Raw genomic sequence first — 12,772 nt, 5'->3', positions numbered from 1 at the left:
CAACGCGCCACCATCAGGCTTCAATTCAGAACAGGTCTTGCCATGCCAGCTCCCGAACTCGTCATCTTCGATTGCGATGGCGTTCTCGTCGATTCGGAAATCATCGCGTCGCGTGTCGAAGCGCGGGTGCTGACGGAAGCGGGCTTCGAGATCACGCCTGAGGAACTGGCCAGCCGCTATGCCGGCCTCACCTTCAAGGACATCCTTTTATCAATCGAGGAAAATGCCGACGCGCCGCTGCAGGCCACGCTGATCGATCAGGCTGAAAGCGAAGTCGACAAGAAAGTACGCAAGGAGGTAAAGCCTCTGGAAGGCGTGCACGAAGCGGTCGCAGCCGTCACCGTGCCGAAATGCGTCTGTTCGAATTCGAGCCACGAGCGCGTGGAGGCGATGCTGTCCCGTACACGGCTCCTGCCCTTCTTCAAGGACCGCATCTATTCCTCTCTGGAAACGCTCTCGCGCCAGCCCAAGCCTGCGCCGGACGTATTCCTTTATGCCGCCGAGAAGATGGGAGCCGCACCCGGGCGCTGCTTCGTCATTGAAGATTCAGTGCATGGGATCGCGGGCGCGAAAGCCGCCGGCATGCGCGTCATCGGCTTCACCGGTGGAGCGCACATCCAGCCCGGCCATGCCGACCTTCTGATGGAAGCGGGCGCGGAGACTGTCATTCACCGTTTCCAGGACCTTGCCGGCGTCATCGAAGCCCTGTCGGAATGGAGCGAGGATGCCTGAGGGCAACCCTGACAGATTGATTCAGCCCGCGCTCCAAACACCCTGATATTCCACAAAAAACGGGGGACTTGCCCCCGCCTTCATCTTGAGCGGTTTAGAGACCGGTCGCAAGGTTAAAGCATTTTGCAGTCAGGTGGAATCACCTGACGTCAGCACAAATGCAGGAAATCAGACAGATAGAGCGGAGCAGCGTTTCCGTGAAACGGTGAACCGCTCTAGCGGCCGCCGTTCGGCCCTTCGTCAAACCCGACCATCAACTGAATGCTGCGATCGGGCGTCCCCGTGATCATCACATTCGGATCGTTGAAGATGAACTGGGTTGCGCCGGCGGTGTCGCTGATCGCGACCTGATGCTGGAACAGCTTTGAATAGACAACCTCGCCGCCACGAACGGCGACGATGCGGATCGGCATTGTGATCGTGCCGGTATTGCCTTTCGGACCCGGGACGACGCGACCGGCCACGGCCACCGTCATGCCGAACGAACCCGTGCCGTAGGTACACTTGCGCGTCACATCGGTGATCGAGGCCTGATAGATCACGCTGCCGGGCTGGTCCTGCCCGCCCTTTTCATAGGTGGTGAAATAGGCCGTGCCTTCTCGCAGGGAGACCGGCGGACAGAAAGCGCGCAATTCGCTTTCGCGCACCACATCCTCAGCCGGTCCGGCTGTCTGGGCACCCTGCTGTTGAAGATTGCCGCCCTGCACGCCCAGTCCGCCCGTCGCATCATCGGACTGGCAGCCCGAAACGATGGCAGTGGCGGAGAGCAGGATAGAACTGATGAAAAGACGATAATTGACCAAGTGACATGCCCCGTGGATCTGCGCATTCTGCAAGCACCGGCAACGACCGGGCAAAAAAGCAACGGAGAGATGACAGATTTTTCCGGCAAATTCCAGAAATCCCGTCATCGACATTCAATTTCCGTGCGGTTTGAGTGGAAAACCGGTTCCCACCCGTCCAGATCATGCTCTATACCAGACGCGCGGCCGGAATGCGACGGGCTCTTGCGGGCGCCGGCTGTCCTCCCTCGCAGTTCATGAGGCAATACGACGAATGGCGACAGATTATATCAGCACGCGTGGCGATGCGCCGGCGCTTGGGTTTTCCGATGCGATGCTGGCAGGGCTTGCCCGCGATGGCGGTCTTTACGTTCCCCGCGCGTGGCCGCAGTTCTCCGATGACGACATCCGCGCCATGCGCGGCCAGAGCTATGGCGAGATCGCCTTTCGCGTGCTCGCTCCCTTCGTAGGCGATGAAATAGACGCGTCGACCCTGCGCCGCATCATTGACGAGAGCTACGCCACTTTCCGCCACCCCGCGGTGTGCCCCCTTGTTCAGACCGGTCCGAACGAGTTCATCCTGGAGCTTTTTCACGGCCCCACCCTCGCCTTCAAGGATGTTGCCATGCAGCTTCTGGCGCGGCTGATGGATCATGTTCTTGCCGAGCGCGGCGAGCGTGTCACCATCGTCGGCGCGACATCGGGCGACACCGGGGGGGCTGCCATAGAGGCCTTTGCCGGGACCGAACGGGCGGATGTCTTCATCCTCTTCCCCGAGGGGCGTGTCTCCCCGGTACAGCAGCGCCAGATGACCACATCCGGCGCCGCCAACGTGCATGCGCTTGCCGTTAAAGGCAATTTCGACGACTGCCAGGGCCTGCTCAAGGACATGTTCAACGATCACGGTTTCCGTGACAGCGTAGCTCTTTCCGGCGTGAATTCGATCAACTGGGCCCGCGTGATGGCCCAGATCGTCTACTACTTCACCGCCGCCGTCTCACTCGGCGGTCCCGACCGCACGATCTCGTTCACCGTACCCACCGGCAATTTCGGCGATATTTTCGCCGGCTATGCGGCAAAGGAAATGGGCCTGCCCATCGATCGTCTCGTGATCGCCACCAACGACAACGACATTCTCGCCCGCACGCTCGCCACCGGTGAATACGCCACGCGTGAAGTGGTGGCGACCACATCGCCCTCGATGGACATTCAGGTTTCCTCCAATTTCGAACGCCTGCTCTATTTTGCTTCCGGCAGGAATGCGGATGAAATCCGCCGCTACATGCAGATGCTGAAGCAGTCAGGCAGCTTCACGGTCGAGCCAGAGACGCTGGAGGTCATCCGCAAAGGCTTTTCTGCCGGTCGCTCGGAGATGGCGGAAACGGCGCAAACGATCGGCGCGGTCCGGCGCGAGAGCGGCTATCTGCTCGACCCGCACACAGCCACGGGCGTGAAAGTTGCGCGTGCAATGCCGGCATCGGCGTCGCCCATGGTGGTTCTGTCGACCGCCCATCCGGCCAAGTTCCCGGCTGCCGTCAGGGATGCCAGCGGCATCGAGCCGGCCCTGCCCGAATGGCTCGGCGACCTGATGAAACGCAAAGAGTCCTTTACAGTCCTTCCCTCAGATTTAAGAATGCTGCAGGATCACATAAGCCGCCACGCCAGAGCGGCACGTTGAGTTCGTTCAAGGAGTAAGAAGCATATGGGTGTTGAGGTAAGCCGTCTGTCGAACGGCCTGACGGTCGCAACCGAAACCCTGCCTCATCTGGAAACCGTTGCGCTGGGCATCTGGGTTAAATCCGGATCGCGCAATGAGCACGAGAATGAGCACGGTATTGCGCATCTCCTTGAGCACATGGCGTTCAAGGGAACGACCAAACGCAGTGCCCGTCAGATTGCGACCGATATCGAGGATGTTGGCGGTGAGATCAACGCTGCGACCAGCGTCGAGACAACCGCATTCTATGCACGCGTTCTCAGCGCAGACATGCCGCTGGCGGTAGAGCTCCTTTCCGACATTCTGACCGATTCCAAATTCGACCCGCACGAGCTGGAACGCGAGCAGCATGTGATCCTCCAGGAGATCGGCGCTGCGCACGACATTCCCGACGACATCGTCTTCGACCGCTTCACCGAGACGGCGTTCCGCCATCAGGCGCTTGGCCGTTCGGTGCTCGGAACCCCCGAGACGGTCCAGTCCTTTACCCCGGACCAGCTTCGCGGCTTTCTCGAACGCCAGTACTCGGCCGATCGCATGGTCATTGTCGCCGCCGGCGGGCTGAAGCACGAAGATTTCGTGCGCGAGGTGGAAAGCCGCCTCGGCAGTTTCCGCAGCAAGGCCGAAGGCACCACACCGCCCTATGCACACTATGTGGGCGGTGACTTCCGCGAGCATCGCGATCTCATGGATGCGCAGATCATTCTGGGCTTTGAGGGCCGTGCCTACCATGTGCGCGACTTCTATGCCTCGCAGGTGCTCTCCACCATTCTCGGCGGCGGCATGTCCTCGAGGCTTTTCCAGGAAATACGTGAGAAGCACGGCCTCTGCTACTCGGTCTACGCCTTCCACTGGGGGTTCTCGGACACCGGCATTTTCGGCATCCACGCTGCGACCGGCAAAAGCGACATCGAAGAGCTTGTGCCCCTGCTCCTCGGCGAGTTGCAGAAAGCGGGACAGGCCATCGGTCAGGACGAGCTCGACCGGGCACGTGCGCAATATCGCGCCGGCCTCATGATGGCGCGTGAAAACCCGGCAAGCCGCGCCTCGCAGATCGCGCGCCAGCTTCTGCTCTACGGCCGGCCGATCGACGTGGACGAATTGATGGATCGCCTGTCCAACCTCACCGTTGATCGCCTGACCGATCTCTCGCAGCGTCTCTTCACCTCCAAGCCGACCGTTGCGGCGATTGGCCCCGTCGGCAGCCTTGCACCCTTCGAATCCATTCAGGATGCGCTCGCCGATCAGGGGTCCATGCCTCGCAAGCTCGCCGTGTAGGACCGTCGCAGACATATGCTGGACGTGCCCTTCTTCCGCCGCCCGCCTCCGGCGCTCAAGGGCGAAACCGTGTTCCTCAGAACACCGGTCATGGGCGATCATGCGGAATGGGCAGCCCTGCGCGACGAAAGCCGCGGCTTTCTCGTGCCCTGGGAGCCAAGCTGGGCACCCGACGAATTGTCCAGAAGCGCTTTCCGGCACCGGCTCAAGCGCTATCGCACCGAATATGAAAACGGCACCGGCATCAGTTTCTTCGTCTTTGATGCGCCGACGGAAGCCCTGGCGGGTGGAATCACACTCTCCAACATCAGGCGCGGCGTCGCGCAGACCGCCAGCATAGGCTACTGGATGGGCGAACGATATGCCGGTCGCGGCATGATGCTTTCGGCCCTGCGGCTGCTCATTCCCTATGCTTTCGACGGCTTGCGGTTGCACCGTCTGGAAGCCGCCTGTATTCCAGACAACAAACGTTCTGTCGGTTTACTTGAAAAAGCCGGATTTCAGCGCGAAGGCCTGCTCAGGTCCTATCTCAGGATCAACGGTACTTGGCGTGATCACTATCTCTATGCGCTGGTCGCTGAGGAGCGTCACGTGCCTGCACTAGAAACACGAGGCTGATTTCCTTGTCGCGTTCCTTCTTCCCCGCTTTTCTGGTGGCCCTGGCCGCGGCATTCATCACCCTTGTTTCAGCCGTCGGCACGGCAGAAGCGATCGAACCGATCAAGATCGCCCGTGATGATGTGGCGCTCGACCTGTCAGGAGCGGTGGAAATCTACCGCGCGCAGGGAGACGCGTTTCAGGTGTCGACAGCGCCCGACGTCGACGGCATCGTCCGGCGCATTGAGGTGGAAGCGCAGGATGAACGCTCCACGGGAGACTGGGCGGTGTTCGCTCTCGCCAACACGACGGACCAGCAGCTTGACCGCCTCATCGTCGCGCCGCATTTCCGTCTGGTCGGCTCAGGCCTTGTCTGGCCCGACCTTGGCTCGCAGCGCATTGCCGCCATTACACCGAGTTCCGGTTTCACGCTCGACAGGCAGGAAAGCCCGGATGCGGATGAGTTTCACGTCACGCTCAATCCCGGCTCTGTCGTTACCTTCGTCGCAGAGCTTTCCTCGCCAAACCTGCCGCAGGTCTATCTGTGGGATCCCGGCGCCTACAAGGACACGGTGAACGCCTACACGCTCTTCCGCGGCATCGTCATCGGCATTGCCGGCCTGCTGGCCCTGTTTTTGACCATCCTGTTCGTGGTCAAGGGAACCTCGATGTTTCCGGCCACGGCGGCACTGGCCTGGGCGGTTCTTGCCTATATCTCCATTGATTTCGGGTTCCTGAGCAAAGTGATCGAGATCACGCCTGGCAATGAGCAGATATGGCGCGCCGGTACCGAGGTCGGTCTGGCTGCCACGCTTGTGGTCTTCCTTTTTGCCTATCTCAATCTCAACCGCTGGCACGACCATTTCAGCTATGGCGTGCTCGCCTGGATCCTGGGTCTCGGCATCATTGCCGGTTTCGCCATCATCGACCCCGCCGTGGCCGCCGGCATCGCCCGCATCTCCTTCGCCGCCACAGCCGTGGTCGGCCTTGGCATCATCATCTATCTCAGTCTCCAGGGCTATGACCGTGCCATCATGCTGGTTCCCAGCTGGGTCATGATCATCGCCTGGATGGTCGGCTCGTGGATGGCGATCACCGGGGTTCTCGACAACGACATCGTCCAGCCGGCAATCGGCGGCGGCCTTATCCTGATCATTCTCCTGATCGGCTTCACAGTCATGCAGCACGCCTTTGCCGGCGGCGCTCTCTTCCAGGGCCTGTTCAGCGACATGGAACGTCAGGCGCTGGCGATTTCCGGCTCGGGAGACGTGGTCTGGGACTGGGACGTTTCGCGCGACCGCATCATCACGCGACCCGATGTCAGCCGCCAACTCGGCCTCCCCTCGGGCAGCCTGCATGGCCCGGCCCGCGACTGGCTTTCCACCCTACACACCGAGGACCGCGACACATTCCGCACGACGCTCGACGTGGTGCTCGAACAGCGCCGCGGACGCATCTCCCAGTGCTTCCGCCTGCGCGGTGCGGACGGCCACTATCACTGGTTCGACCTGCGCGCGCGCCCTGTCATCGGCTCCGATGGCCAGGTCATCCGCTGTGTCGGCACCATGGTTGACGTCACCGAGCAGAAAAAGGCTGAAGAGCGCCTCCTGCACGATGCGGTTCATGACAATCTTACCGGGCTTCCAAGCCGGGAACTGTTCCTCAACCGGCTCGATGCGATCATTTCCATAGCCCGCATGGAGCAGCAGGTGCGGCCGACCGTCTTCGTGATCGACATCGACCGTTTCAAGCAGGTCAATGAGGAGCTCGGCATCTCGGTGGGCGACACGATCCTGCTCACCATTGCCCGCCGGCTGCACAGGCTCCTGAAGCCGCGCGATTCGCTCTGCCGCCTGTCCGGCGACCAGTTCGCCATGATCCTTCTGTCCGAGCAGGAGCCAGCGCGCATCGCCGCCGTGGCAGACGCGGTCAAGCAGGCGATCCGCACCCCGGTGACCTTCGCCCGCCGCGAGATTGTCCTCACCTCCTCCATCGGCCTCATTTCCTGGACCACGACACAGGAATCGGCGGAGGAGATGCTCAAGGACGCCGAGCTCGCCATGTATCAGGCCAAGCGTTTCGGTGGCGACCGGATCGAGCCCTTCCGCCCTGCCTTCCGCTCGAACGACAACAATCGCCTGCGCATGGAGGCGGATCTGCGCCGCGCGATCGAGCGTTCCGAGCTTAAGCTTGTCTATCAGCCGATCATTCGCCTGGAAGACCAGACCATTGCCGGCTTCGAGGCTCTTCTGCGCTGGGATCACCCGCGCCGCGGTGCCATACCGCCATCGGACTTCATACCGATTGCCGAGAGCTCCGGCCTGATCGTCCAGCTCGGCCTTTTTGCCATGCAGCAGGCGGCCGAGGATCTTTATCGCTGGCAGAAGCAGTTTCCGGATTTGCCGCTCGTCATGTCGGTCAATCTCTCAAGCCGGCAGCTTATCCGCCGCGATCTCGTGGGCGACGTACGGTCTGTCATCGCCCGTTCGGGCGTTTCACCGGAGAGCTTCCGGCTTGAGTTGACCGAATCCGTGGTCATGGACAATCCCGAGCAGTCCGCCCATGTGCTCGAGAAGCTGAGGCAGATCGGCATCGGCCTGTCGCTGGACGATTTCGGCACGGGCTATTCTTCGCTGTCCTATCTTTCGAGCTTCCCTTTCGACACCATCAAGATCGACCGGCGGTTTCTGGAAGATCACAGCGCACGTGGGATCGTCATGGTGCGTTCCATGGTCAAGATGGCCAAGGAGCTCGAACTGTCCGTCGTGGCGGAAGGCGTGGTCGATCAACAGGATGCGCAGCAACTTGCCGAGATGGGGTGCGACTACGCCCAGAGCTTCGTTTTCGGCGAACCGGAAGATGCCGAAACCACCGGCAAGCTGCTGTTCGAGCACACAACCGCAGCCAAGTCTTAAAGGGACAGGGCGTTCCGTTCGGCGAGAAGAGGTGTCGCCTCTCAGGCGTGGCCGGCAATCTGGCTGAGATTTGCCGCATCAATGCCAATCGATGCGAGGACGCCATCATATTTCTGTTCGATATTGCCCTCGAACAGAAGCTGCGGCGTTGCCGGACAGGTCAGCCAGCCGTTCTCGCCGATCTCCATTTCAAGCTGCCCGGCGCCCCAGCCGGCATAGCCGAGCGCCATCAGGGCATGACGCGGCCCCTGGCCGAGCGATATGGCTCTAAGCATGTCGACCGTGGCCGTCAGGCAGATGCTGTCGGAAACCGGCATTGAAGATTCCACGACATAGTCGTCCGTATGCAGCACGAAGCCCCGGCTTCGGTCCACGGGACCGCCATTGCGCACGGGCATGTTGCGCGCTTCCTGCGGCAGCCGGATGGCTTCCGACTGTTCTAGAATGCCGAGCTGCACGAGGATATCGGGAAAAGCGAGCTGCTGCGGCTGGTTGATGATCAGCCCCATCGCCCCCTCCTCGCTATGGGCGCACAGATAGATCACCGCGCGCGCAAACCGTTCATCGCGCATGCCGGGCATGGCGATCAGGAAATGGTTTTCCAGATATGGAAGTGCCGTCATTTCCTTTTGTACCCTTGGTCCCTGCTGCATTCTGGGTTTCCGTGCTTTCAGCCTAACCCGTTTTCCCATGGCGTGAAAGGCGGATATCGCCCTGCCGCAGGCCGCCGGTCACGCATTTATGATGCTGCCAGAGCGAAGTGTTCCTTGCCGGCCCGGCGTCTCCGCTGCACTCTCCCACCATGATTCGAGCCCCATCCCTGACCCTTGCACTACTCATGATGGCCCCGCAGGCACATGGCGCGTCCAGCCAATGGCAGGAAACCGAAGGCGGATCGGTTCGTCTCGTTACCGTCGGGCTTCCGGATGAAGACGGCCGTCTCCGTGGGGCTCTCGAAATCAGTCTCAAACCCGGCTGGAAGACCTATTGGCGCAACCCGGGCGCTGCCGGCATTCCCCCGCAGGTCGATGTCTCCCGAAGTTCCCATATCCGCGCGGTCGAAGTGCAGTACCCGGCCCCGGAACGCATTCATGATGGCGGAACCCAGTGGGCGGGCTACAGGCAATCCGTTTCGCTGCCCATCACCTTCACACTCGACCAGGCGAACGCTGCGACACTGATCGATGCGGACGTCTTTCTCGGAATCTGCGAGACGATCTGCATCCCCTTCCAGGCCTCTTTCACCTTCGACCCGGGCGCCGACGCCGACAATGTCAGCGACGCGCTCGCGGTGCGGCGTGCATTCGCATCCCTTCCCGCCCCCGCCGATGCGACGTTTGGAATCGCTTCTGTCGAGAAAACGGGCGGCGCGCTTGTCCTTGAAGGGAGGCTACCCGCCTCGGCGCTGGAACCAGCCCTCTTCCTCGATCATGCCCACGCTCATCTGCTCGGGACACCAAGGCTTGAAGCCCTCAAGGAGGGAGCGGCCAGGTTCGTTGTTGAAATATTGGACGGCGATGTCGGGAAACTTGAAAACAGCGATCTTATATATACGCTGACGGCTGATGGAGAGGCTGTCTCAGGGGATATTGAAATCCCCTGAAAATCATTGATTTTAAATAGTTTTCAGGAGCCCCTGATGAAAGTTTCCGTTGGTGATCGCATTCCCGATACAAACTTCAAGAAAGTGAGCGCCGAAGGCGCGAACGATATCGCAGCGCCCGATTTCTTTGCCGGTCGCAAAGTCGTCCTCTTCGGCGTACCCGGGGCCTTCACCCCGACCTGCAGCAACAGCCATCTGCCGGGCTTTGTCGAAAATGGCGATGCGATCCGCGCTCGTGGCGCCGATGACATCGCCGTCATCTCCGTGAACGACGCCTTCGTGATGAAGGCCTGGGCCGGGTTCACCGGCGCGGAAGACAAGATCACCTTCATTGCCGATGGCAATGGCGATTTCACCAGGGCGCTCGGCCTCGATACAGATCTTTCGGTTGCAGGTCTCGGCAGCCGTTCCAAGCGGTATTCGATGATCGTCGATGACGGCGTCGTGAGCGCGATCAACATCGAGGAGAATCCCGGACAGGCCGAGACAAGCGGCGCCGCCCGCATCCTCGATCAGCTTCAGGCGCAGAACCACCTGGCATCCGCATAGATGCGGAAAAGCAGACAGATAGAACGGAGCGATGTTTCCGTGAAACGGTGAACCGTTCAACTGTGCCGGACCGAAAAACGAATCCGCTTTTCGGTCCGACGCTTCTCGGATGGTCTGGATCGCCGGTATCGCCCTGGCTCAGCGCCGCTTTTTCTTGAAAGGCTCCATGCCGGCGCGTGCAAGCGCGTCGGCGCGTTCATTCTCGGGATGGCCCGCATGGCCCTTGACCCAGTGCCATTTGATTTTGTGGCGCTTCTGCGCCTCGTCCAGCGCCTGCCATAGCTCGGCGTTCTTGACCGGCTTCCTGGCTGCCGTTTTCCAGCCATTGCGCTTCCAGCCCTCGATCCAGCCGGAAATGCCGTCGCGCACATAGACGCTGTCGGTGTAGAGGTCCACGTCGCAGGACCTCTTCAGGGCGTTGAGCGCCTCGATGGCCGCCTTGAGTTCCATCCGGTTGTTGGTGGTCTCGGCCTCGCCGCCCGACAGTTCCTTCTCGACGCCATTGTGGCGCAGAAGCGCGCCCCAGCCGCCGGGACCCGGATTGCCCGAACAGGCGCCGTCGGTAAAAATTTCCACGCTTGTCACTTCAGGCCGATCCCGTATTCAGATGCAGAGCTAATCTGCCGGTGAAAGCGCAGCCGACGCACATATTCCATCGGGTCGCGCTTGTTCACCAGCGCGCCGTTGGAAACGGTCAGCCAGTCATAGAGCCGCGTCAGCATGAAACGCAGCGCGGAACCACGTGCCAGAAGCGGCAGCGCCTCGATCTCGGCCGCGTCCAGCGGGCGCACCGACTGATAGCCCTCGAGCAGTGCCGACCCCTTGGTCAGGTTGTAGGACCCGTCCTTCTCAAAGCACCAGGCATTGAGACAGGTGGCAATGTCGTAGGCCAGCAGATCATTGCAGGCGAAATAGAAATCGATGATCCCCGAAACCCGGTCACCGAGAAAAAAGACATTGTCAGGAAAAAGGTCCGCATGAATGACGCCGGTCGGAAGGTCGGCCGGCCAGCCTTGGGCAAGCTCAGCAAGATCAGCCTCGACCTCCGCCTCCAGTCCCTCTTCCACCTCGTTTGCCCGAGGCTTCGCCTTTTCCCAGAGCGGACGCCAGTCGCCCACGGTCAGCGCATTTGCCCGTGTCGGTTCAAAGCCGCGCGCGGCCAGATGCATCCCCGCCATGGCCCTGCCCACTTCGCGGCAGTGCTGCGGGGCGGGTTTCCTGAGCCACATGCCTTCCAGAAAGGTGATGAGTGCCGCAGGCCGACCGGCAATTTCGCTCACCACCGCGCGATCGTTCCTGCGCACCGGAAGCGGACAGTTCACGCCATGCTGCGCCAGATGCTCCATCAGGCCGAGAAAAAATGGCAGGTCGGAGCGCTCAACGCGCTGCTCGTAAAGGGTCAGGATGAAGGCTGCTTTTGATGTGTGGAGCAGGTAGTTGGAATTCTCCGTCCCCTCGGCGATGCCCTTGTAGGACAACAACTCGCCCACATCGTATTCCTTCAGGAGCGCGCCGAGCTCGACCTCGGAAATATCCGTATAGACCGCCATGCTTATGCGTTGCCGTTCACGAAGGCCATGTCGGCGCTGGTCAGTTCCACGTCGCGGATCGCGCGCATGACGGGGAAATTCTCGGTTTCCTCGGCGGTGATCGCGAGTTCCACCGTCACGTCGAAGCGCTCGCGGAACGCATCGATGATCTCGTTGACGATGATTTCGGGCGCCGAGGCGCCGGCCGAAAGTCCGAGGACGCGAATGCCGTCCACCTCGTCCCAGGGGATTTCAGAAGCCCGCTGCACAAGCAGGGATCGCTTCGCCCCTGCCCGCTCCGCAACCTCCACCAGACGGCGCGAGTTCGACGAGTTGGGTGCGCCCACGACGAGGAAAAGGTCCGATCCGGGTGCCGCCTTCTTCACAGCCTCCTGCCGGTTGGTGGTGGCATAGCAGATGGATTCGGCTGCCGGCGCGTGCAGGTCCGGGAAACGGTCTTCCAGCGCCTTGAGAATATCTGCCGTGTCCTCCACCGAGAGCGTGGTCTGGCTGACAAAGCCAAGCTCCGCACCATCTGGCCGCTCGAGCGTGTTGGCGCCTTCCACCGTCTCCACCAGGGTCACCGTGCCTTCGGGCAGTTGCCCCATCGTGCCGATCACTTCCGGATGTCCCGCATGGCCGATCAGCAGCACGTGACGACCGAGCCTGTGGTGGCGCATGGCCTGTTTGTGGACCTTGGAAACCAGCGGGCAGGTCGCATCAAGATAGAAGAGGTTGCGGTTCTGCGCATCCGCCGGCACCGATTTCGGCACACCATGGGCGGAAAAGACAACCGGGCAATCGCGATGATCTTCCGGAATCTCGCTCAGTTCCTCGATGAAGACGGCGCCGCGCTCCTGCAGCCCCTCAACCACATAGCGGTTGTGGACGATCTCATGGCGCACATAGACCGGCGCACCATATTTCTTCAGCGCCAGCACGACGATCTGAATGGCGCGGTCAACGCCGGCGCAGAAACCGCGTGGCCCGCAAAGCCGCACCGTCAGCTTCTGTCTTGTCATGTCGGCAACCGTCATCTGATTTCCCCTTGCTGGAGCCGGAATTGGGGG

At 61.2% G+C, this 12,772-nt stretch carries 12 protein-coding genes; 7 read left to right on the top strand and 5 right to left on the bottom strand.

What is annotated here, in order from left to right:
- Window positions 1–42 precede the first annotated feature (42 nt).
- Complete coding sequence (locus KUG85_RS10040; protein WP_223005074.1) at window positions 43–732, top strand: HAD family hydrolase; 690 nt, start codon at window positions 43–45, stop codon at window positions 730–732.
- Between the two features lie 215 nt (window positions 733–947).
- Here KUG85_RS10040 and KUG85_RS10035 read toward each other — a convergent pair whose 3' ends face one another.
- Window positions 948–1,535: a hypothetical protein gene (locus KUG85_RS10035; RefSeq protein ID WP_223005073.1), complete on the bottom strand. Its 588-nt coding sequence runs from the start codon at window positions 1,533–1,535 to the stop codon at window positions 948–950.
- Between the two features lie 253 nt (window positions 1,536–1,788).
- On the opposite strand from KUG85_RS10035, the gene thrC reads away from it, so the two are divergent.
- Genes thrC through KUG85_RS10015 form a run of 4 tightly spaced genes read left to right on the top strand, consistent with a single transcriptional unit; the run spans window position 1,789 to window position 8,021 of the window.
- Window positions 1,789–3,192 carry a threonine synthase gene (thrC, locus tag KUG85_RS10030; RefSeq protein WP_223005072.1) on the top strand — a complete coding sequence of 468 codons (1,404 nt, stop codon included), beginning with the start codon at window positions 1,789–1,791 and terminating at the stop codon, window positions 3,190–3,192.
- Window positions 3,193–3,216: 24 nt separating this feature from the next.
- Complete coding sequence (locus KUG85_RS10025; protein WP_065816064.1) at window positions 3,217–4,509, top strand: M16 family metallopeptidase; 1,293 nt, start codon at window positions 3,217–3,219, stop codon at window positions 4,507–4,509.
- Between the two features lie 15 nt (window positions 4,510–4,524).
- A complete protein-coding gene (locus KUG85_RS10020; protein ID WP_007008009.1) occupies window positions 4,525–5,127 on the top strand; it encodes a GNAT family N-acetyltransferase in 603 nt (200 codons plus the stop codon).
- Between the two features lie 5 nt (window positions 5,128–5,132).
- Entirely contained in the window at window positions 5,133–8,021 is a 2,889-nt protein-coding gene (locus tag KUG85_RS10015) for an EAL domain-containing protein (RefSeq protein WP_223005071.1), read from the top strand.
- Between the two features lie 41 nt (window positions 8,022–8,062).
- Here the strand turns inward: KUG85_RS10015 and KUG85_RS10010 are convergent, their stop codons facing one another.
- A complete protein-coding gene (locus KUG85_RS10010) occupies window positions 8,063–8,644 on the bottom strand; it encodes a YqgE/AlgH family protein (protein ID WP_065816511.1) in 582 nt (193 codons plus the stop codon).
- Between the two features lie 179 nt (window positions 8,645–8,823).
- On the opposite strand from KUG85_RS10010, the gene KUG85_RS10005 reads away from it, so the two are divergent.
- Both KUG85_RS10005 and KUG85_RS10000 read left to right on the top strand, forming a co-directional pair.
- Entirely contained in the window at window positions 8,824–9,624 is an 801-nt protein-coding gene (locus KUG85_RS10005; RefSeq protein ID WP_223005070.1) for a protein-disulfide reductase DsbD domain-containing protein, read from the top strand.
- A 36-nt stretch (window positions 9,625–9,660) separates the two neighbouring features.
- On the top strand, window positions 9,661–10,173 hold the full coding sequence (locus KUG85_RS10000; protein ID WP_065816068.1) for a peroxiredoxin: 513 nt from the start codon (window positions 9,661–9,663) through the stop codon (window positions 10,171–10,173).
- Window positions 10,174–10,311: 138 nt separating this feature from the next.
- Here the strand turns inward: KUG85_RS10000 and rnhA are convergent, their stop codons facing one another.
- Genes rnhA through ispH form a run of 3 tightly spaced genes read right to left on the bottom strand, consistent with a single transcriptional unit; the run spans window position 10,312 to window position 12,724 of the window.
- Window positions 10,312–10,758, bottom strand: a complete 447-nt coding sequence (gene rnhA / locus KUG85_RS09995; RefSeq protein WP_065816069.1) for a ribonuclease HI — start codon at window positions 10,756–10,758, stop codon at window positions 10,312–10,314.
- On the bottom strand, window positions 10,755–11,723 hold the full coding sequence (locus tag KUG85_RS09990; protein WP_223005069.1) for a homoserine kinase: 969 nt from the start codon (window positions 11,721–11,723) through the stop codon (window positions 10,755–10,757). The genes rnhA and KUG85_RS09990 overlap by 4 nt, the downstream gene beginning before the upstream one ends.
- 2 nt (window positions 11,724–11,725) lie before the next feature.
- The gene (gene ispH, locus KUG85_RS09985; RefSeq protein ID WP_374730114.1) at window positions 11,726–12,724 is read right to left on the bottom strand and encodes a 4-hydroxy-3-methylbut-2-enyl diphosphate reductase; all 999 of its coding nucleotides are present in this window, start codon (window positions 12,722–12,724) and stop codon (window positions 11,726–11,728) included.
- Between the last annotated feature and the right edge of the window lie 48 nt (window positions 12,725–12,772).

Origin of the sequence: Nitratireductor rhodophyticola (assembly GCF_019891355.1) — a bacterium.
Taxonomy (GTDB): domain Bacteria; phylum Pseudomonadota; class Alphaproteobacteria; order Rhizobiales; family Rhizobiaceae; genus Nitratireductor; species Nitratireductor rhodophyticola.
The sequence above is the reverse complement of the archived record's forward strand: the minus strand, read 5'-3'. Positions and strand labels throughout refer to the sequence as shown.

Excerpts from the sequence above, each read along its gene's own strand:
- KUG85_RS10010 (WP_065816511.1), bottom strand. The coding sequence starts at position 8,644 with ATGACGGCACTTCCATATCTGGAAAACCATTTCCTGATCGCCATGCCC.
- ispH (WP_374730114.1), bottom strand. The coding sequence starts at position 12,724 with ATGACAAGACAGAAGCTGACGGTGCGGCTTTGCGGGCCACGCGGTTTC.
- KUG85_RS10020 (WP_007008009.1), top strand. The coding sequence starts at position 4,525 with ATGCTGGACGTGCCCTTCTTCCGCCGCCCGCCTCCGGCGCTCAAGGGC.
- KUG85_RS10000 (WP_065816068.1), top strand. The coding sequence starts at position 9,661 with ATGAAAGTTTCCGTTGGTGATCGCATTCCCGATACAAACTTCAAGAAA.
- KUG85_RS10040 (WP_223005074.1), top strand. The coding sequence starts at position 43 with ATGCCAGCTCCCGAACTCGTCATCTTCGATTGCGATGGCGTTCTCGTC.
- KUG85_RS09990 (WP_223005069.1), bottom strand. The coding sequence starts at position 11,723 with ATGGCGGTCTATACGGATATTTCCGAGGTCGAGCTCGGCGCGCTCCTG.
- KUG85_RS10005 (WP_223005070.1), top strand. The coding sequence starts at position 8,824 with ATGATTCGAGCCCCATCCCTGACCCTTGCACTACTCATGATGGCCCCG.
- KUG85_RS10025 (WP_065816064.1), top strand. The coding sequence starts at position 3,217 with ATGGGTGTTGAGGTAAGCCGTCTGTCGAACGGCCTGACGGTCGCAACC.
- thrC (WP_223005072.1), top strand. The coding sequence starts at position 1,789 with ATGGCGACAGATTATATCAGCACGCGTGGCGATGCGCCGGCGCTTGGG.